The sequence below is a fragment of the Streptomyces sp. TSRI0281 genome, assembly GCF_001905125.1.
Classification (GTDB): domain Bacteria; phylum Actinomycetota; class Actinomycetes; order Streptomycetales; family Streptomycetaceae; genus Streptomyces.
Genome location: NZ_LWLE01000035.1, coordinates 446,888 through 465,399, shown reverse-complemented (window position 1 = coordinate 465,399; position 18,512 = coordinate 446,888). Strand labels below are relative to the sequence as shown.

The 18,512-nt window shown below is 70.2% G+C and carries 18 protein-coding genes; 10 read left to right on the top strand and 8 right to left on the bottom strand.

Annotated elements, in window-relative coordinates; translation table 11 throughout:
* From A6A29_RS36665 to A6A29_RS36650, 4 genes are all read left to right on the top strand, one after another.
* On the top strand, positions 1 to 918 hold the full coding sequence (locus A6A29_RS36665) for a F0F1 ATP synthase subunit gamma (protein WP_073727282.1): 918 nt from the start codon (positions 1 to 3) through the stop codon (positions 916 to 918).
* Positions 918 to 2,360 (top strand): F0F1 ATP synthase subunit beta, encoded by a 1,443-nt coding sequence (atpD, locus tag A6A29_RS36660; RefSeq protein WP_073727280.1) that lies wholly within the window; start codon positions 918 to 920, stop codon positions 2,358 to 2,360. Before A6A29_RS36665 ends, atpD begins: the two co-directional genes overlap by 1 nt.
* A 109-nt stretch (positions 2,361 to 2,469) precedes the next feature.
* Positions 2,470 to 2,844, top strand: coding sequence for a F0F1 ATP synthase subunit epsilon (locus A6A29_RS36655; protein WP_073727278.1), 375 nt, complete (start codon positions 2,470 to 2,472; stop codon positions 2,842 to 2,844).
* Between the two features lie 140 nt (positions 2,845 to 2,984).
* The gene (locus A6A29_RS36650; RefSeq protein ID WP_073727276.1) at positions 2,985 to 3,431 is read left to right on the top strand and encodes a DUF2550 domain-containing protein; all 447 of its coding nucleotides are present in this window, start codon (positions 2,985 to 2,987) and stop codon (positions 3,429 to 3,431) included.
* Positions 3,432 to 3,750: 319 nt separating this feature from the next.
* Here the strand turns inward: A6A29_RS36650 and A6A29_RS36645 are convergent, their stop codons facing one another.
* The 3 genes from A6A29_RS36645 to A6A29_RS36635 form a co-directional block, all read right to left on the bottom strand.
* Positions 3,751 to 5,625 (bottom strand): glycoside hydrolase family 18 chitinase, encoded by a 1,875-nt coding sequence (locus A6A29_RS36645; RefSeq protein ID WP_073727274.1) that lies wholly within the window; start codon positions 5,623 to 5,625, stop codon positions 3,751 to 3,753.
* Between the two features lie 159 nt (positions 5,626 to 5,784).
* Positions 5,785 to 6,447: a response regulator gene (locus tag A6A29_RS36640; RefSeq protein ID WP_073727272.1), complete on the bottom strand. Its 663-nt coding sequence runs from the start codon at positions 6,445 to 6,447 to the stop codon at positions 5,785 to 5,787.
* On the bottom strand, positions 6,444 to 7,640 hold the full coding sequence (locus A6A29_RS36635) for a sensor histidine kinase (RefSeq protein ID WP_073727270.1): 1,197 nt from the start codon (positions 7,638 to 7,640) through the stop codon (positions 6,444 to 6,446). Before A6A29_RS36635 ends, A6A29_RS36640 begins: the two co-directional genes overlap by 4 nt.
* A 151-nt stretch (positions 7,641 to 7,791) precedes the next feature.
* On the opposite strand from A6A29_RS36635, the gene A6A29_RS36630 reads away from it, so the two are divergent.
* The gene (locus A6A29_RS36630; RefSeq protein WP_073727268.1) at positions 7,792 to 8,358 is read left to right on the top strand and encodes a hypothetical protein; all 567 of its coding nucleotides are present in this window, start codon (positions 7,792 to 7,794) and stop codon (positions 8,356 to 8,358) included.
* Positions 8,359 to 8,428: 70 nt separating this feature from the next.
* Here A6A29_RS36630 and A6A29_RS36625 read toward each other — a convergent pair whose 3' ends face one another.
* The 3 genes from A6A29_RS36625 to A6A29_RS36615 are packed head-to-tail and all read right to left on the bottom strand — an operon-like array spanning position 8,429 to position 10,565.
* Positions 8,429 to 9,001 (bottom strand): cob(I)yrinic acid a,c-diamide adenosyltransferase, encoded by a 573-nt coding sequence (locus A6A29_RS36625; protein ID WP_073727266.1) that lies wholly within the window; start codon positions 8,999 to 9,001, stop codon positions 8,429 to 8,431.
* Positions 9,002 to 9,023: 22 nt separating this feature from the next.
* The gene (locus tag A6A29_RS36620) at positions 9,024 to 9,773 is read right to left on the bottom strand and encodes an ABC transporter permease (RefSeq protein ID WP_073727264.1); all 750 of its coding nucleotides are present in this window, start codon (positions 9,771 to 9,773) and stop codon (positions 9,024 to 9,026) included.
* A 9-nt stretch (positions 9,774 to 9,782) separates the two neighbouring features.
* Positions 9,783 to 10,565, bottom strand: a complete 783-nt coding sequence (locus tag A6A29_RS36615) for an ABC transporter ATP-binding protein (RefSeq protein ID WP_073727415.1) — start codon at positions 10,563 to 10,565, stop codon at positions 9,783 to 9,785.
* Between the two features lie 112 nt (positions 10,566 to 10,677).
* Here A6A29_RS36615 and A6A29_RS36610 point away from each other — a divergent pair, with 112 nt between their 5' ends.
* The 4 genes from A6A29_RS36610 (at position 10,678) to A6A29_RS36595 (ending at position 15,571) form a co-directional block, all read left to right on the top strand.
* Positions 10,678 to 11,319 carry a TetR/AcrR family transcriptional regulator gene (locus A6A29_RS36610; protein WP_073727262.1) on the top strand — a complete coding sequence of 214 codons (642 nt, stop codon included), beginning with the start codon at positions 10,678 to 10,680 and terminating at the stop codon, positions 11,317 to 11,319.
* A gap of 151 nt (positions 11,320 to 11,470) precedes the next feature.
* On the top strand, positions 11,471 to 12,319 hold the full coding sequence (locus tag A6A29_RS36605; RefSeq protein ID WP_073727260.1) for a 3-hydroxyacyl-CoA dehydrogenase family protein: 849 nt from the start codon (positions 11,471 to 11,473) through the stop codon (positions 12,317 to 12,319).
* A gap of 227 nt (positions 12,320 to 12,546) precedes the next feature.
* Complete coding sequence (locus A6A29_RS36600) at positions 12,547 to 12,870, top strand: STAS domain-containing protein (protein WP_030117666.1); 324 nt, start codon at positions 12,547 to 12,549, stop codon at positions 12,868 to 12,870.
* Positions 12,871 to 13,084: 214 nt separating this feature from the next.
* Positions 13,085 to 15,571: an ATP-binding protein gene (locus A6A29_RS36595; protein ID WP_073727258.1), complete on the top strand. Its 2,487-nt coding sequence runs from the start codon at positions 13,085 to 13,087 to the stop codon at positions 15,569 to 15,571.
* A 252-nt stretch (positions 15,572 to 15,823) separates the two neighbouring features.
* Here A6A29_RS36595 and nucS read toward each other — a convergent pair whose 3' ends face one another.
* The gene (gene nucS, locus A6A29_RS36590; protein WP_073727256.1) at positions 15,824 to 16,495 is read right to left on the bottom strand and encodes an endonuclease NucS; all 672 of its coding nucleotides are present in this window, start codon (positions 16,493 to 16,495) and stop codon (positions 15,824 to 15,826) included.
* A 262-nt stretch (positions 16,496 to 16,757) separates the two neighbouring features.
* On the opposite strand from nucS, the gene A6A29_RS36585 reads away from it, so the two are divergent.
* Positions 16,758 to 17,150 (top strand): SCO5389 family protein, encoded by a 393-nt coding sequence (locus A6A29_RS36585; protein ID WP_014048365.1) that lies wholly within the window; start codon positions 16,758 to 16,760, stop codon positions 17,148 to 17,150.
* A gap of 225 nt (positions 17,151 to 17,375) precedes the next feature.
* Here A6A29_RS36585 and A6A29_RS36580 read toward each other — a convergent pair whose 3' ends face one another.
* Positions 17,376 to 18,416: an LLM class flavin-dependent oxidoreductase gene (locus A6A29_RS36580; protein WP_073727254.1), complete on the bottom strand. Its 1,041-nt coding sequence runs from the start codon at positions 18,414 to 18,416 to the stop codon at positions 17,376 to 17,378.
* Positions 18,417 to 18,512 lie beyond the last annotated feature (96 nt).

Genomic DNA, 18,512 nt, shown 5'->3' with positions numbered 1-18,512 from the left:
ATGGGCGCTCAGCTTCGCGTTTACAAGCGCCGCATCCAAGCCGTCACCGCGACCAAGAAGATCACCAAGGCGATGGAGATGATCGCCGCCTCGCGCATCGTCAAGGCGCAGCGCAAGGTGGCGGCGTCGATGCCGTACGCGACCGAGCTCACCCGTGCGGTGACCGCGGTCGCGACCGGCTCCACCACCAAGCACCCGCTCACCACCGAGGCCGAGGCCCCGGCCCGGGCCGCGGTCCTGCTCATCACGAGCGACCGCGGTCTGGCCGGCGGCTACTCCTCCAACGCCATCAAGGCGGCGGAGCGGCTGAGGGAGCGGCTCGCGGCTGAGGGCAAGGCGGTCGACACCTACATCGTCGGCCGCAAGGGCGTCGCCTACTACGGCTTCCGCGAGCGCAAGGTCGAGGAGTCGTGGACCGGCTTCACCGACAGCCCTGCGTACTCGGATGCCAAGAACATCGCCGCGCCGCTGATCGAGGCCATCACGGCGCCGACGGCCGAGGGCGGCGTCGACGAGCTGCACATCGTCTTCACGGAATTCGTGTCGATGATGACGCAGAACCCGGTGGACAACCGGATGCTGCCGCTGTCGCTCGACACGGTCGTGGAGGAGAGCAGCACGAAGGGCGAGATCCTTCCGCTGTTCGACTTCGAGCCGTCGGCGGAGGACGTCCTCGACGCCCTCCTGCCGCGCTACGTCGAGAGCCGCATCTACAACGCGCTGCTGCAGGCCGCCGCTTCCGAGCACGCTGCCCGTCGCCGCGCGATGAAGTCGGCCACCGACAACGCCGGGGATCTCATCAAGAGCCTCTCCCGGCTTGCCAACGCGGCCCGCCAGGCCGAAATCACCCAGGAAATCAGCGAGATCGTCGGCGGTGCCAGTGCTCTGGCCGACGCGACCGCGGGGAGTGACAAGTAATGACGACCACAGTTGAGACGGCCGCTGCCACGGGCCGCGTCGCCCGGGTCATCGGCCCGGTCGTCGACGTGGAGTTCCCCGTCGACGCGATGCCGGAGATCTACAACGCGCTGCACGTCCAGGTCGACGACCCGGCCGAGGCGGGCGCTCGCAAGACGCTGACCCTCGAAGTCGCCCAGCACCTGGGTGACGGCGTGGTCCGTGCGATCTCGATGCAGCCCACCGACGGTCTGGTCCGCCAGGCCCCGGTGACCAACACGGGCGCGGGCATCACCGTCCCGGTCGGTGACATCACCAAGGGCAAGGTGTTCAACACCCTCGGCCGGATCCTGAACGAGCCGGAGGCCGAGGCGCAGATCACCGACCGCTGGCCGATCCACCGCAAGGCCCCGGCCTTCGACCAGCTCGAGTCGAAGACCGAGATGTTCGAGACCGGCCTGAAGGTCGTCGACCTGCTGACCCCGTACGTCAAGGGCGGCAAGATCGGTCTGTTCGGTGGTGCGGGCGTCGGCAAGACGGTCCTCATCCAGGAAATGATCATGCGTGTGGCGAAGCTGCACGACGGTGTGTCGGTGTTCGCCGGTGTCGGCGAGCGCACCCGTGAGGGCAACGACCTCATCGACGAGATGACCGAGTCGGGCGTCCTGGAGAAGACCGCGCTGGTCTTCGGCCAGATGGACGAGCCGCCGGGCACCCGTCTGCGGGTCGCGCTGTCCGCCCTGACCATGGCGGAGTACTTCCGCGATGTGCAGAAGCAGGACGTGCTGCTCTTCATCGACAACATCTTCCGCTTCACGCAGGCCGGTTCCGAGGTCTCCACGCTGCTCGGCCGTATGCCGTCCGCGGTGGGTTACCAGCCGACCCTGGCCGACGAGATGGGTGTGCTCCAGGAGCGCATCACCTCGACGCGTGGTCACTCGATCACCTCGATGCAGGCGATCTACGTCCCCGCGGACGACCTGACCGACCCGGCCCCGGCCACCACGTTCGCCCACCTCGACGCGACGACGGTTCTTTCCCGTCCGATCTCCGAGAAGGGCATCTACCCGGCCGTGGACCCGCTGGACTCCACGTCCCGCATCCTGGACCCGCGCTACATCGCGCAGGACCACTACGACACGGCCAGCCGTGTCAAGGGAATCCTGCAGAAGTACAAGGACCTCCAGGACATCATCGCGATCCTCGGTATCGACGAGCTGGGCGAGGAGGACAAGCTCGTTGTCCACCGTGCCCGTCGCGTCGAGCGCTTCCTGTCGCAGAACACCCACGCCGCCAAGCAGTTCACCGGCCTGGACGGTTCGGACGTGCCGCTCGACGAGTCGATCGCCGCGTTCAACTCGATCTGCGACGGTGAGTACGACCACTTCCCGGAGCAGGCGTTCTTCATGTGCGGTGGCATTGAGGACCTCAAGGCCAACGCCAAGGAGCTCGGCGTCTCCTGAGCCTCCGGCTCACCGAGGGGGGTGGGTGTGTCCCGCCCCCCTCACCACGCCCCGTAGAATTGACCCAACACCCGGCTCGACGGCCGGGTGGTGACCCGAGGAGCCACCCTTGGCTGCTGAGCTGCATGTCGAGCTGGTCGCCGCGGACCGCAGCGTCTGGTCCGGCGAGGCCACCCTGGTCGTCGCGCGTACCACGTCCGGCGACATCGGCGTCATGCCCGGTCACCAGCCGCTTCTCGGTGTGCTGGAATCGGGCCCGGTGACGATCCGTACGAGCGCCGGCGAGACCGTCGTCGTCGCTGTCCACGGCGGGTTCATCTCGTTCGCGGACAACAAGCTGTCGCTGCTGGCGGAAGTCGCCGAGCTGGCGGACGAGATCGATGTCCAGCGCGCCGAGCGTGCGCTGGAGCGCGCGAAGTCGGACACGGACGCCGCTGCCGAGCGGCGCGCCGATGTGCGACTGCGTGCGGTGGCGGTGCACTAGCACCCCCGCAAGAAGTTTTTTCCTCAGCCGCGGCCCGAGCTGGAATTATCCAGACCGTGTCGCGGCTGAGGCGATGCAGGTGCAATTCGGTTCGGTTCGGTTCGGTATCCGTTACTCGACGATGCGAGGAGGTCGGTGAGATGGTCCTCGCTTTGTGGGTGGGCGGTCTGGTCGTCGTGCTGGTCGTGGTGGGTCTGTTCGTCTTCGGTCTGCGCCGACGGCTGATCCAGCGTTCCGGTGGAACCTTCGACTGCAGTCTGCGCTGGAACGTGTCCGAGGAGCCGGACCCCTCCGGCAAGGGCTGGGTGTACGGCGTCGCGCGCTACAGCGGCGACCGGGTCGACTGGTTCCGGGTCTTCTCCTACGCGCCCCGCCCCCGTCGTGCCCTGGAGCGCTCGTCGATCGAGGTGGTCTCCCGCCGGCTGCCCGAAGGCGAGGAGGAGCTCGCGCTGCTCTCCGATTCCGTCGTGCTCGGCTGTCTCCACCGTGAGACGCGCCTGGAGCTGGCGATGAGCGAGGACGCCCTGACCGGTTTCCTCGCCTGGCTGGAGGCGGCACCGCCCGGCCAGCGGGTGAATGTGGCCTGAGGGCAACCGGCGTACAGGAGCTGCGGGCCCCGGCGAACGGGGCTTGTGGCCTTGACGCGTGTCCTGGGCCCGACGTGCACAGCCTGAGGGCCCCGACGTACACAGCCTGAGGGCAACCCGACGTAGATGACCTGAGGGCAACCCGACGTACATGACCTGAGGTCCGCGCGTTCCGTCGCGTGGGGCCGGAAGGTCATGCGCCCGTACGCGTACACGCGAAAAACCGGGGAGACAGGGGGCGGACCTGTCTCCCCGGTGCTTTCGGGGTGGCACCGGTGGTGCGGGTGGTGCCGGTGGTGCGGTTCCTACGGCGTGGGGATTACTGGAGACCGCTGCCCATCGCGCTCACGAGCTCGCCGTTGGCGGTGTCACCGCTGAACTCCCAGAAGAACGCGCCTCCCAGGCCCTGGTTCTTCGCCCAGGTCATCTTCGCGCCGATGGTGGCCGGGGTGTCGTAGCTCCACCAGTTGGTGCCGCAGTGGGCGTACGCGGTGCCCGCGACGGTGCCGGTGGCGGGGCAGGTGTTCTTCAGGACCTTGTAGTCCTCGATGCCCGCTTCGTACGTGCCGGGGGCCGCGCCGGTCGCCGTGCCGCCGGGTGCGGCCTGGGTGACGCCGGTCCAGCCGCGGCCGTAGAAGCCGATGCCGAGGAGCAGCTTCTTGGCCGGTACGCCCTTGGCCTTCAGCTTGGCGATCGCGTCGGCGGAGTTGAAGCCCGCCTGCGGGATGCCGGCGTAGGAGGTGAGCGGGGAGTGCGGGGCCGTCGGGCCCTTGGCCGCCCAGGCGCCGAAGAAGTCGTACGTCATCACGTTGTACCAGTCCATGGACTGGGCGGCGCCCGCGTAGTCGGCGGCGTCGATCTTGCCGCCGTCCGAGCCGTCCGCGGTGATCGCGGCGGTGACCAGGTTGCTCGTGCCGAACTTGGTGCGCAGCGCCGAGGCGAGGTTCTTCAGTGCGGCCGGGCCGCTGGTGTCACAGGTGAGACCGCAGGCGTTGGGGTACTCCCAGTCGATGTCGATGCCGTCGAAGACATCGGCCCAGCGGGGGTCCTCGACCAGGTCGTAGCAGGACTGGGCGAACGCGGCCGGGTTCTGGGCCGCGGCACCGAAGCCGCCGGACCAGGTCCAGCCGCCGAAGGACCAGAGGACCTTGATGTGCGGGTACTTGGCCTTCAGCTTGCGCAGCTGGTTGAAGTTGCCGCGCAGCGGCTGGTCCCAGGTGTCGGCGACGCCGTCGACGGACTGGTCGGCGGTGTACGCCTTGTCGTAGTCGGCGTAGGAGTCACCGATGGTGCACTTGCCGCCCTGGACGTTGCCGAAGGCGTAGTTGATGTGCGTGATCTTCTGGGCGGAGCCCGAGGTCACCAGGTTCTTGACGTGGTAGTTGCGCCCGTAGACGCCCCAGTTGGTGAAGTAGCCGAGGTTGACCTTGTCACCGCCGGGGCCGGGGCCCGTGCCGCCGCCGGTGGTGCGGACCTTGACGGCGCCGGAGACCGGGCCGGTCTGGTCGGCGGTGTCGCGGGCCTGCACGGTGTACGAGTAGTCGGTGCCCGCGGTGAGAGCGGTGTCGGTGTACGTCGTACCGGTGACCGTGGCGACCTTGGCGCCGTCGCGCAGGACGTCGTAGTTCTTGATGCCCTTGTCGTCCGTGGCGGCACTCCAGCCGAGCTTCGCCGAGGTGTCGGTGATGGCGCTCGCGGTGGGGGTGCCGGGCGCGGACGGGGCGTTGTCACCGGGAACGCTGCCGCCGTCGCAGGAGGCGCCGTTCAGCTTGCAGCCGGTGGGGGAGCCGGAGCCGGTGCCGTTGAAGCCGAAGCTGAGGCTGGCGCCCGGGGCGATCGATCCGTTCCAGCTGAGGTTCTTGGCGGTCCAGTGGTTTCCGGAGCTGGTGACGGTGGCGTCCCAGGCGGAGCCGGCCGCGGTGCCCGCGGGGAAGTCCCACTCGATCGTCCAGGAGGAGAGGGCGGTGGTGCCGGTGTTCTTCACCGTCCACTGGCCCTCGAAGCCGCTGCCCCAGTCGGACTTCTTGAGGTAGGTGGCGGTGGCCGAGGTGGCTGCCGATGCCGGGGATGCGAGGCCGACCATCGCGGCGAGGGGGAGCAGCAGGGCGGTGAAGCCCGCTACCGCCTTCGCCCTGCCGTTCCGGGTGAGGCTCCATCTGAATCTGGTCCGGCGTTGGGGGGTCTCAGTGCTCAACGGTGCTCCTCGAGTGAGGTCCGACAAACGGGGGTGATCCGTGGACTGCAAACCCTGCGCCGCCCTGAGCACGCTTTGTCATGGCGTACTCACCGCAGTGTGTTCGGTGAGATTAGGAAGGTCTGGACCAATCGTCAAGAGGTCTGGACCAAAGATCAGTTATCGGGGGCCGGACGGCCCCCGGATCCCCAACTCCTGTGCGAGCACGGCCGCCTGTACCCGGCTGCGCAGCCCCAGCTTCCCCAACAGCCTGCTGACGTGCGTCTTCACCGTCGCCTCCGCCATCGAGAGCCGCACCGCGATCTCCGCGTTCGACATCCCTTCACCCAGGCAGCCCAGCACTTCGCGCTCCCGCCGGGTGAGCGCGTCGATCTCCGCCGGATCGGCCGTGCGCGCGGGGATGTTCCCGGCGAACTCGGCGATCAGCCGACGGGTCACGGCCGGGGCGATCAGCCCCTCGCCGCGCGCCACCGTGCGTACCGCTTCGAGCAGATCGCGTGCGTCGGTGGTCTTCAGCAGAAAGCCCGAAGCCCCCGCGCGCAGCGCCCCGAAGACGTACTCGTCCAGGTCGAACGTGGTCAGCACGAGCACATCGGCCAGCCCCTCGGCCACCACCTGCCTCGTCGCCGACACCCCGTCCAGACGTGGCATCTGCACATCCATCAGGATCAGATCGGGGCGCAGTTCCCGGGCGAGCCGCACGGCCGCCTCGCCGTCCCCCGCCTCCCCGACGACCTCGATGTCCGCCGCGCTGCCCAGGATCAGCACCAGTCCCGCGCGCACCGCGGACTGGTCCTCCGCGACCAGTACCCGGATCGTCATTCCCTCACCGCTCCGTCCTCGACGGGCAGTTCGGCCCGTACCCGCCAGATCTTCGTACCGTCGGCGCCGGGTTCGGGCTCCGCCGTGATGCTCCCGCCGAGCAGCGCCACCCGCTCCCGCATGCCCACGAGCCCGGCCCCCGCCCCCGGCGCCCGCGGCCCCGGCCGGTCTCCGAACACACTGGTGACCTCGACGACGAGCACGCTCCCCGTCAGTTCGAGCCGCACCACGACCGGGCCCGGCGCGGCGTGCTTGAGCGCGTTGGTCAGGGACTCCTGGACGATGCGGTACGCGGCCAGCTCGACCGGCGCGGGCAGCGCCCCCGACTCCTCGCGGTTGTCCTCAAGTGTGCAGGTCAGCCCGCTGGAAGCGGCGTTCGTCCGGGTCTGCTCGATGAGCGAGTCCAGCCCGTTGAGCGTCGGCGCCGCGCTCGGCTCCGCGTCCGCGCCGCCCTGGCGCAGCAGCCCGATCAGCCGGCGCATCTCGGCCAGCCCGGCGACGCTGTTCTCCCGGATCACCCCGAGCGCGCCGCGCGAGGTCTCCGGGTCGTCGATGGAGAGGGCGGCGGTGGAGTGGATGGCGATCGCGGACAGATGGTTGGCGACCATGTCGTGCAGCTCGCGCGCCATCCGGGAACGCTCGGCGACCACGGCCTGCGCACGGTCCATCTCGGCCAGCAGCGCCGTCTGATCGGCCCGCAGCCGGGCCGTCTCCGCCGCGTCGCGGTGGTTGCGCACGCTGACCCCGGTGATCGCGGGTGCGAACGAGACCAGGCCGGTGACGATGCCGATCAGCAGCGCCTCGGCCGTGCGGAACCAGGCCAGGAAGCCGATGGTGACCCCGACCGTGATCAGGAACGAGGTCACCGGGATGCGGCGGGCCGCGGCCGGGGTCCCGTACAGCACGGCCGCGTAGACGAGGTCGGTGAACATCAGTACGCTCGCCAGGTTTCCCCGGGTGAACTGGTCCGAGACCAGCGCGAGTGTGCCGATGACCAGCGCGGTCTGCGGTGCGCTGCGCCGCAGCAGCTCCAGCCCCGCCAGCACCGTGAGCGGCACCAGGGTGACCCAGGGGGCATCGAAGGGGCGGCCGGCCTGCGTATGCAGACCGAGCAGCCACAGGAACACACCGCCGAGGAGCCCGACGGCCGCGATGATGACGTCGTCGCGGTGCGGGCGGGTTACGGAGAACACCCCTCCATCCAACACGCAGGGTTCCCGCACGACGTCCCTACGACGGGTGAGGCGTGGCTACATCGAAGGATGCAGTCGTGATTCGTCACTGCCGACGACGAATCGGCGCCCCGCGGACGGGAGTCTGGAAGCAACCGGAAGGAGAAGTGCCGTGATCGTCACTCTGATCGTGCTCTGCGAAGTCGCCTTCTGGGTGCTGCTCGCCGCGGGACTCGCGTTGCGGTACCTGGCGAAGAAGCCCAGGCTGGGCGCGGCCGTCCTGCTGTGCGAGCCGCTGCTGGAGGTGGTGCTGCTGGTGGTGACGGCGATCGACCTGAAGAACGGCGCCGTACCCGACTGGAAGCACGGACTGGCAGCCGTCTACATCGGCTTCACGGTGGGCCTCGGCCACTCCACCATCAAGTGGGCCGACGCACGCGTGGCCCATCGGTTCGCCGGCGGTCCGCCGCCCGTGAAGCCGCCGAAGTACGGCAAGGCGCGGGCCGTCCACGAATGGCGTACCGCCGCCCGCTGGACCGTCGCCGCCGCGACGGCGCTGGCCCTGCTCCAGGCGGCGATCTGGTACGTCGGGGGCGCCGGCGACATCAGTACGCTGCGTGGCTGGCAGCAGACGATGCTGTGGGTGATCGGCATCAACCTGATCATCGCCGTGAGCTACACGGTGTTCCCGAAGCCGGAGCCGAAGGGCGCGGGGGACCGGGAACGGATCGACCACTAGACCGTGTCATCGAGGTCCCGGACACGGCCCGGGGCCTCCCGTTCCGGGCGCGCGGGGTGCCGGCGTGGGGTCAGCGTTCCCCGCCCGGCACCCACAGCACGTCCCCGACCTCCTTGTTCGCGGTCCTCGCGAGGATGAACAGGAGGTCGGAGAGGCGGTTGAGGTACGTCGCCGTCAGCGCGTTCATCACGTCCCCGTGCACCTCCAGCGCCGCCCAGGTGGACCGCTCGGCGCGGCGCACCACCGTGCACGCCTGGTGCAGCAGCGCCGCACCCGGCGTACCGCCGGGGAGGATGAAGCTGCGCAGCTTCTCCAGCTCCTCCAGGAAGCTGTCGCAGTCCGCCTCCAGCTTGTCGATGTAGGACTGCTCGACGCGCAGCGGCGGGTACTTGGGGTCCTCGACGACCGGGGTCGAGAGGTCGGCGCCCACGTCGAAGAGGTCGTTCTGGACGCGTACGAGCACCTTCACGACGTCCTCGGACAGCTGCCCGAGCGCCACGGCCGTACCGATGACGGCGTTGGCCTCGTTGGCGTCGGCGTAGGCCGAGATCCGCAGATCGGTCTTGGCGGTCCGGCTCATGTCGCCGAGGGCGGTGGTGCCCTGGTCGCCGGTACGGGTGTAGATACGCGTCAGATTGACCATGCGGCCAGCCTAAGGGCTGGTGTCACGCCCCGGCCCTGCGGAAGACGCGTGTGCCCACCGTCACGGCCAGGGCGGCGAAGCCGACGGAGACCAGGACCCCGTACAGCATGTGTGCCGAGGCGTACGAGCCCACATAGGCGTCCCGCACCGCGTCCACCGGATAGCGGAACGGCGTGAAGTGCGAGAGCACGTCCAGCCAGGCCGGGCCGAGCGTGATCGGGAGCATCAGCCCGGACAGCAGCATGGCCGGCAGGGTGAGCGCGTTGATGACGGGCCCGAACTCCTGCGGGGTGCGGACCTTCAGGGCCAGTGCGTACGAGAGCGAGGCGAGCGCGACGGTCAGCAGGCCGACGAACGCGAAGCCGATCAGGATTCCCGCCAGCGGCGCCCGCAACCCCATGACCAGGGCGGCCAGCACCAGCAGGACGGCCTGGAACATGAACAGCAGCGCGTCACGCAGGACCCGCCCGAGCAGCAGGGCGAGCCGGCTCACCGGCGTCGCCCGCATCCGCTCCACCACCCCGGTCGATTTCTCGATGATGACCGAGAAACCGGCGAACGAGGCACCGAACAGGCTGAGTTGGAGCAGCAGTCCGGGTACGAGGACCTGCCAGGAGTCCCCGGACGAGCCGAGCGGCAGACCGCTGAGCAGGGGGCCGAAGAGGAGCAGATAGAGCAGCGGCATCAGGGTGCCGAACAACATCTGGAACCGGGAGCGCAGGGTCTGCCGGGCATACCGCCCGAAGATCAGCGCGGTGTCGTGGAAGAGCACGAAGAGGTCCTAAACGGTGAGGGGGGCGGCTTCGGCGGGGGCGGCGGTGCGCCCGGTGATCGCGAGGAACGCCTCCTGGAGCGAGGCGGCGGCGGAGCCCGCGTGGGCGGCCTTCAGCTGGTCCGGCGTGCCCTGGGCCACGACCGTCCCCCGGTCGATCACGACGAGCCGGTCCGCGAGGGCGTCGGCCTCGTCGAGGTAGTGGGTGGTCAGGACGACGGCGGTGCCGTGGTCGTCGCGCAGCCGCCGCACCAGGTCCCACAGGTCGGCGCGGCTGCCCGGGTCGAGGCCGGTGGTGGGCTCGTCGAGGAAGAGGACGGCGGGGCGGTGGGTGAGGCCCATCGCGATGTCGAGGCGCCGCCGCTGACCACCGGAGAGGGTGACCGCCTTGCGGTCGAGCAGCTCGTCGAGGCCGAGTTCGCGGGCCAGTTCCCCGGCGCGGGCGATCGCCTCCGCCTTGCCCAGCCGGTAGAGCCGCCCCTGGGTGACGAGCTCCTCCCGCACGGTCAGCTGGGGGTCGATGCCGCCGGACTGGGCGACGTATCCGCACTTCTCGCGTACGCCGCCGGGGTCGTCGAACAGGTCGTGGCCCGCGATCGTGGCGGCCCCGCCGGTGGGGGTGAGCAGGGTGGTGAGCATGCGCAGGGTGGTGGTCTTGCCCGCGCCGTTGGGGCCGAGGAGGCCGACGATCTCACCCGGGAGGACGGTCAGGTCGATGGAGCGCACGGCTTCCACCGGGCCGCTCGGGGTCTGGAAGGTCTGGGCGAGTCCGGCCGTACTGATGAGGGGCATGGCGACCACAAAAACAGATCCACTTAAAAATTGCAATGACTCCAAACTTTCATTGACTCCAGTTACGTGTCCGGATTCCGTGCTGCTCCCGTATTCGCCCTACGATGAGCCCATGGCTGAGGGACTCAGGGAACGCAAGAAGCGCCAGGCCAGGCAGCACATCTCGGACCTGGCGACCGGGCTGTTCCTCAAGTACGGCTTCGTCACGGTGACCGTCGCCGAGGTCGCGGAGCTGGCCGATGTCTCCGTGAACACCGTCTACAACTACTTCCCGGCCAAGGAGGACCTCTTCCTCGACCGGATGAAGGGCGTCAGCCGGCGCGTCGCCCGCTTCGTCCGCGCCCGCGACAAGGGGGAGTCCGCGGCCGAGGCGGTCCTGCGCGAACTGCGCGCCGCTGTCGTCGCCGTCTCCCCGGAGTACGGACTGATGGACGGCTTCGCCGACTTCATGCGGGTCATCGAGGAGGCGCCCACCCTCAAGGCCCGCCTCTGGTACCTCCAGCAGGAGATCCTCCAGGCCGTCGTCGAGGCCCTGCGCGAGGAGACCGGCGCGGCGCCCGACGACCCGATGCCGCTGCTCGTCGGTGGCCAGATCGCCTGGATCGAGGGCGCGCTCGTCGGCTACATCAGCCAGGAGATGACGGCGGGCCGCAAGGCGGTCGAGGTCTCCCGCGACGCCCTGGTCGTCCTGGACGAGATCGAGGAGATGCTCGGCCAGAAGGTCCTCAACTACGCACGGCGTGCCACCGAATGACGTGTGCCGGTGTGATGTCCGTCATTTGAGACGTGACGCGCATCTCTTCGCCGCCCCACGGTCCCTCACGGGTACTAACCTCCGCCGAAGAGCATGTGAACAACTGCTGGGATCAGCCCATCGCGGCGAACAGAAACCAAGGGGTGCGAACGTGGCCAGGAAGCTCGCCGTCATCGGGGCCGGACTCATGGGATCCGGAATCGCGCAGGTATCCGCCCAGGCGGGCTGGGACGTCGTGCTGCGCGATGTGACCGACGCGGCGCTGACCCGCGGCCGCGACGGCATCACGGCCTCGTACGACAGGTTCGTCTCCAAGGGCAAGCTGACGGCGGCCGACGCGGAGGCCGCGCTCGCCCGCATCACCACGACCACCGACCTCGACGCCGTCGCCGACGCGGATGTCGTCGTGGAGGCCGTCTTCGAGAAGCTGGAGGTCAAGCACGAGATCTTCCGGACCCTCGACAAGGTCGTCCGCGAGGACACCGTGCTGGCCTCCAACACCTCCGCCATCCCGATCACCAAGATCGCGGCCGTGACGGAGCGCCCGGAGCGTGTCGTCGGCGTGCACTTCTTCTCGCCGGTCCCGATGATGCAGCTCTGCGAACTGGTACGGGGCTACAAGACCAGCGACGAAACCCTCGCCACCGCAAGGGAGTTCGCCGAGTCCGTCGGCAAGACCTGCATCGTCGTCAACCGGGACGTCGCGGGCTTCGTCACCACCCGGCTGATCTCCGCGCTGGTCGTGGAGGCCGCCAAACTGTACGAGTCGGGCGTCGCCTCCGCCGAGGACATCGACACCGCCTGCAAGCTGGGCTTCGGGCACGCCATGGGCCCGCTCGCCACGGCCGACCTGACCGGCGTCGACATCCTGCTGCACGCCACCGGCAACATCTACACCGAGTCGCAGGACGAGAAGTTCGCCGCCCCGGAGCTGATGCGCCGGATGGTCGATGCAGGTGACATCGGCCGCAAGAGCGGGCAGGGCTTCTACACGTACTGACCGTTCTCCGCCCCCGGCCGCCTGATCCGCCGTCAGCCGGGGCCGGGGGGCGCCGGGGCTCACCCCCCGGCCGCGGTCGGATCTCAGCGGACTGTTGTCACCCCAGGGGGTGAATTCGGTATCGGTTCGCTCACAGACGGCAACTTCTCTGTCGTTGCGGCAGTCAGTTGTGGCAGAGACAGGACAGACAGACGGACCTTGCTACGAGGCAATCCCGGGGAGCGCATATGCATATCAGGGGCGACCACGCCGAGCTGGTCGTCGGGGGCCGCCTCGATGTCCGAAGCGCGGCGGACGCCCGTACCGTCCTGCATTCGGCCGTCGACGACGGAGTCGGTGATCTGGTGCTGGACCTGACCGAGCTGGATTCCTGGGACGCCACCGGACTCGGCGTCATCATGGGCGCGCACCGCCGGGCCGGCCGGGCCGGGCGACGCCTGGTGCTGCGCGGCGTACCGCCGCAGATGCAGCGGCTGCTGGTGGCCACCAGACTGCATCGCATTCTGGCCATCGAGGGTGGAATCGCCGCAGACTCCCTGCCGCGTGTGTAGAGGTACCCCACGGCAGAAGTCGCACAATCGCTGACGGAAGGTGACGTCCGGGGCGGCGCGGCACCCCGCCGGTTCGTGGATACTGTGCGAAGGTCTAGGGTTCGGCCGTCCGCCGATACACGGAACCCATGGGCGGACACCGGACCAGCAGCGACAGCGGGGCGTATGAGGCCGGGAGGGGCAACCGAGCGCGACGCGTCTGGGGGACTTGGCGATGGACCCGACACACCGGGGACCGGAAGAGTACGGGCATGACCGCGAGCGCCAGGGGGAAGACACCGGACAGCGACGGCAGTCACCCGAACCGATGACCCCCGACTTCGGCCGGCACGCACCGCAGCAGGCCCGCATGGTCCAGCTCGTGTCGGGCGACCTGCTGCTCACGGTCAACCCGGTCGACGGCAGCGAGGTCGAACCCTGCCCGCCCGGCGAACACCCCGCCGCGCCCGTCCGGCGCACCGCCGCCCAGCGCACCGGCCGCGAGCGCGCCACCGCACCGCCCGTCCCGCCGGGCCCGCCCGGTCCGCAGCTGCCCCTCCTGGAGCGCCAGGAGGAGCGCGAGCGGCTGGTACGCCTGCTGGCCCGCGGCCGCTCCGTACGGCTCACCGGTCCGGCCGGATCCGGTCGTACGGCCCTGCTGAGCGCCGTCGCCGCCGACTGCGCGGACCTGGCCCCCGACGGCGTCGTACGCCTCAGCGGCCACAAGCGCACCATCACGGACCTGCTGTACGGACTCTTCGACGCGGTCCACCTGGCCCCGCTGCACCGCCCCGACCGTGCGGAACTGCTCGGACTGCTCCGCGGCATCGGCGCCGTCGTCGTCGTGGACGACCTGGAATTCGGGGGTGCCGCGCTGGATGAACTGCTCGACGCCACCCCCGAGTGCGCCTTTCTTTTCGGTACCACCCCGGATGTGACGGCGCCCACCGACGACGCGCACCTCGAAGAGGTCTTCCTCGCCGGGCTCGGCCGGGGCGCCTCCCTGGAACTCCTGGAACGGGTCGTCGAACGCCCGCTCACCGACGAGGAGGCGAACTGGGCGGGCGACCTCTGGTTCGAGTCCGAGGGGCTGCCGCTGCGCTTCGTCCAGGCGGGCGCCCTGCTGCGGCGGCGCGACCACGCGCGCACCGGCCCCGAGACGTACGGCTCCTTCGAGCCACGACCGGGCGACGCGTCTCCGCTGCCCCTCACGGCGGCGTCCCCCTCCCCGGATCTGCCGAGCCTCGGTGAGGGCGCGGCGCCCGCCGCCCTGCTGGCCTCCGGGCTGTCCCGGGCGGCCCGGGACACCCTGCGCATCGCCGTCGCGCTCGGCGGCGAGGTGCCGCACCAGGCGCACCTGCCGGCGCTCGTGGGGGACACCCACGCCGACGCCGCGCTCGGTGAACTCGCCGGGTGCGGTCTGCTCTCCCCGGCCGGACCCCGCTTCCGGCTGGCCGCCGGAGTCCTCGCCCAGTTGGAGGCGGGCGGTTACGGCGAGGACGCCGCCGCCCACGCCCGCAGCGCCGCCCAGCACTACGCCTGGTGGGCGGGCCACCCCTCGGTCACCCCCGAGCGGGCCGCCGCCGAGGCCGACGCCGTCATCGCCGCGATGGCCCGGCTGGTACCGGGCGACGAGGCCGGACAGGCCAGCGCCGCCGTCCTGCTGGCCCGCAGCGCCGCTCCCGCCTTCGCGGCGGGGATGCACTGGGGTGCCTGGGAGAGGGTCCTCAGGATCGGCCAGGAGGCCGCCAGGATCGCCGGTGAGGTCGCCGAAGAGGCTTACTTCCACCACGAGTTGGGTGTCCTGGCGCTCTGCACCGGAAATCTGGACCGGGCCAGGGCCGAACTGGAGACGTCGATCGGTATGCGCGGCGCGCTGGCCGACAAGTCCGGTGCGGTGGCCGGACGCCGCGCGCTGGCACTGGTCGCCGACCGCTCCGGCGGCCTCGCGCCGGTGGCCGGGACCGCTGTGGGCGAGGAGGTGCCCGCCGCACGTCAGGAGGAGGCGGCCACACCGCACGGCGGAATTCCCGTGCTGCCGCTGTTCCCGCAGCGGACCGAGGAGCCCGCGACCCTGGTCTCCCGGCAGGCCGAGGTGTCCCCGCAAGGCACCGGATCCGCCCGGTCGCTGCGTCGCCGGGCCCTGGGCGGCGCGCGGCGCAACCTGGTCGCGGTCGGTGCGGGGGTCCTGCTGGTCGCCGTGCTCGGCACCGTGGTGACGCTCGGCGCGACGTCCGGCGGCGATACACCGGAGGGCCAGAAGGTCACCACCGAGCAGTCGGCCGACGACGGGGACAGCGAGGACGGGTTCCCCGCGGACGAGCCGACGGACGGCTCCGCGTCCGGCGGCGGTGCGCCCGCCGGCAGCGGTTCCCTGTCCCCGGGCCCGTCGGATCGGGCCACCCCGAGCGGCAGCGGCACCCCGTCGCCGGGGACCTCCGGACCGGACGGGACCCCGTCCACCGGCGAGCCGACCAGCGGGCTGCCGACCGAACCCTCCTCGTCCGGCCCGTCCTCGACGGGGAAGCCGACGGACCGGCCGACCAAGCCCCCGACGACGCCGCCCACGACCCCGCCGACCACGCCTCCCACCACACCCCCGACGACGCCGCCCACGGACGAGCCGACCGACCCGTCGACCGAGCCGGACACCTCCATGTCGGCGAGCGGCCCGGCGGCCACGAGCAGCGCCCCGGACACGGTCCAGGGCATCCCGTCCTAAGGGCTGTCCCGAAATCCCTGGCGGGCGCACGACGACAGCTACGGCACCTCGCGGCGTTGTCGGAACGCCCGAATACACCCAGTATGCGGACGTCCCTCCGCCTTGCGATGCACCGCATCCGACGCCGCGCGCTGATCCACCAGGGATTACGGGACAGCCCTTAGCCCGTACGGGTCCCAGAACGCCCCCGGGAACGCCGACGCCGGACCGGCCGTGGGAACGGCCGGTCCGGCGAAGGACGAGGGGCAGGGATCAGAACAGGCGCAGCTTGTCGTCCTCGATGCCGCGCATCGCGTCGTAGTCCAGGACCACACAGCCGATCCCGCGGTCCGTCGCCAGGACGCGGGCCTGCGGCTTGATCTCCTGGGCGGCGAAGACGCCCCTCACCGGTGCGAGATGGGGATCGCGGTTCAGCAGCTCCAGGTACCTGGTCAGCTGTTCCACGCCGTCGATGTCACCGCGGCGCTTGAGCTCCACGGCCACCGTCGCCCCGTCCGCGTCCCGGCACAGGATGTCCACGGGGCCGATCGCGGTGGGGTACTCGCGGCGGATCAGGGTGTGCCCCTCGCCGAGGATCTCGATCCGGTCGGCGAGCAGTTCCTGGAGGTGTGCCTCCACGCCGTCCTTGATGAGACCCGGGTCGACGCCCAGCTCGTGGGACGAGTCATGGAGGATTTCCTCCATCGTGATGATCAGTTTCTCGCCCGCCTTGTTCACCACGGTCCAGACGCCTTCGCTGTCGTCGGCGCCCTCCTTCAGGGTGCACGGCGGGGACATCCAGTTGAGGGGTTTGTACGCCCGGTCGTCGGCGTGGATCGACACGCTGCCGTCCGCCTTCACCAGGATCAGACGAGGGGCGGAGGGGAGGTGGGCTGTGAGCCGGCCCGCATAGTCGACGGAGCAACGGGCGATGACGAGACGCATGGTCGGCACGCTACTCGACTACCGGGGTTCCACGCGATTCACCGCCTTCGCACCCGAAGGCACTCTTGACAGCGGCCCGCGAACTTGCCCCTCTTTGCGCCCCTTCATCAGGTGGCCGGTTGTGTTCCCAATCTCCTGGTGCGGCCCGGACTGCACCCTTACCGTGGAAGCAGGAGGTCGCCGTCCGTGTACGCTGCGTCGCCGTCCTCCTTCCATGCCCGTAAGGCCCCGGCCGCCGGCCGGGGTCGCGAGAGGAGAACCCATGTCGCTCGACGTCTCACCGGCGCTGTTGGAACAGGCCGAGCGAGGCGAGGTCGATGAAGCCGACTTCGTCGACTGCGTCCGGACCTCCCTGCCCTACGCATGGGAGATGATCAGCTCTCTGGTGGCCCAGCTGAAGGTCGACGGCGGACAGTTCGCCGACAACCAGACGCCGCCGCCGGACGAGCAGGCACGTGGTCAGCTGCTGCGTGCGCTCGCGAGCGATGCGATCCGCGGCGCGCTGCAGCGGCATTTCGGGGTGCGTCTGGCATTCCAGAACTGCCACCGTGTCGCGGTGTTCCCGCTGGATGCCTCGGTCGACGAGCGACTGGCCAAATTCACCTCGGTGAGGGGTCAGTTGCTCAACCAGTCGCCCGAACTACGGGACTGCTGAACGCTTCTGCTGCCGTCCCGGCCGCGGGAGGTGCAACTGGCTCCGGGGCGGCAGCTCCCGTACCACCAGCACCACCAGGACTACCGGAACCACCAGGATCACAGGGCACCACCAGCACCGAACACTCCGCCGGCGCCACCTGCACCATCCGGACCACCGGCACCACCTGGACCACCCGCACCATCCGGACCACCGGCACCATCCAACACCGTCGGCGCGCTGCGGTCACTTCAGGAGCGGCAGTACCTCGGCACCCAGCCGACGCACGTTCTCCTCGGTCGCCGCGAGGTCGCCCGATCCCTCCACGAGAAGCGCGAAGCGCGTGATGCCGGTCCGTTCGGCCGTCGCCACGAGGCGGTCCGCCGCCAGCCGGGGCGGACCCACCGGATGCAGCCCGCACAGCAGTTCCGTGTACGCGACGGGGTCCCGCATCACCCGGTGCCTGTTGTCGACCGTCACATGGGCGCCGAGCCCCTGGCGCAGCCAGCCGGGCATGGCCTTCACCAGCGTCTCGGTGGCATCGGCGGGATCGTCCGCGATCTGGGCCACCCCCGCGGAGACATGTCCGGCCCCTGCCACGACCTCCGGCGGATGACCCGCCTCCCGCGCCGCCGTGCGCCACAGCCGGACCATCCCGGCCTTCTCCTCGTCGCCGCAGTGCATGCCCAGCAGCATCGGCAACGCCTTGCCCCCGGCCAGCCTCACACTGTTCGGCGAGGTGCAGGCGACAACCACCTCGGGCCCCTGCGGGCCCGCGGGGGCGTCGGTCAGCAGCTCGTCGGCGCGCGGCACCACCGCCACCTCACGGAAACCGAACCGTTCGCCGCGCCCCGCCACCCGTGGTGCGCGCAGCCAGTCGAGGAGCAGCTCCAGCGATTCCGGGAACCCCTTCTCGTACGCGTCGAGGCCGCCCCCGAACACCTCCAGGTCCACCCACGGACCGCCCCGGCCCACCCCGAGGGAGAACCGTCCGCCGCTGGTGAGGTGCAGCAGTGCCGCCTGCTCGCCGAGCGCCACCGGGTGGTGGTTGGGCAGCACGCTCACCGCCGTACCGACGCGGATTCTGCGGGTGCGGCCGAGCAGCAGCGCGGCCAGGGTGACGGCGGACGGGCAGACCCCGTACGGCACGAAGTGATGCTCTGCCAGCCAGACGGAATCGAGTCCGGACTCCTCCGCCACCTCGGCGGACCGGACCGCCCGGTGCAGGGCTTCCCCCTGCCCCTGCCCCGGAAACTGTGCTGCCAGTACGAACGTTCCCACGCGCATCGCCTGTTGCCTCCTCGCGGCCGGCGCGGTTCTCCCCTGTCGGCAACAACGTCTGACACGTGCCAAAGGCACGGTCCGCACCGAAGTTGTTGCGAT

What these genes read in the sequence shown, in the direction of transcription:
- A6A29_RS36665 (WP_073727282.1), top strand. Translation starts at nt 1, where the DNA reads ATGGGCGCTCAGCTTCGCGTTTACAAGCGCCGCATCCAAGCCGTCACC.
- A6A29_RS36615 (WP_073727415.1), bottom strand. Translation starts at nt 10,565, where the DNA reads ATGCCCCTCATCAGTACGGCCGGACTCGCCCAGACCTTCCAGACCCCG.
- nucS (WP_073727256.1), bottom strand. Translation starts at nt 16,495, where the DNA reads ATGCGTCTCGTCATCGCCCGTTGCTCCGTCGACTATGCGGGCCGGCTC.
- A6A29_RS36650 (WP_073727276.1), top strand. Translation starts at nt 2,985, where the DNA reads ATGGTCCTCGCTTTGTGGGTGGGCGGTCTGGTCGTCGTGCTGGTCGTG.
- A6A29_RS36625 (WP_073727266.1), bottom strand. Translation starts at nt 9,001, where the DNA reads ATGGTCAATCTGACGCGTATCTACACCCGTACCGGCGACCAGGGCACC.
- A6A29_RS36585 (WP_014048365.1), top strand. Translation starts at nt 16,758, where the DNA reads ATGTCGCTCGACGTCTCACCGGCGCTGTTGGAACAGGCCGAGCGAGGC.
- A6A29_RS36610 (WP_073727262.1), top strand. Translation starts at nt 10,678, where the DNA reads ATGGCTGAGGGACTCAGGGAACGCAAGAAGCGCCAGGCCAGGCAGCAC.
- A6A29_RS36600 (WP_030117666.1), top strand. Translation starts at nt 12,547, where the DNA reads ATGCATATCAGGGGCGACCACGCCGAGCTGGTCGTCGGGGGCCGCCTC.
- atpD (WP_073727280.1), top strand. Translation starts at nt 918, where the DNA reads ATGACGACCACAGTTGAGACGGCCGCTGCCACGGGCCGCGTCGCCCGG.
- A6A29_RS36580 (WP_073727254.1), bottom strand. Translation starts at nt 18,416, where the DNA reads ATGCGCGTGGGAACGTTCGTACTGGCAGCACAGTTTCCGGGGCAGGGG.
- A6A29_RS36640 (WP_073727272.1), bottom strand. Translation starts at nt 6,447, where the DNA reads ATGACGATCCGGGTACTGGTCGCGGAGGACCAGTCCGCGGTGCGCGCG.
- A6A29_RS36595 (WP_073727258.1), top strand. Translation starts at nt 13,085, where the DNA reads ATGGACCCGACACACCGGGGACCGGAAGAGTACGGGCATGACCGCGAG.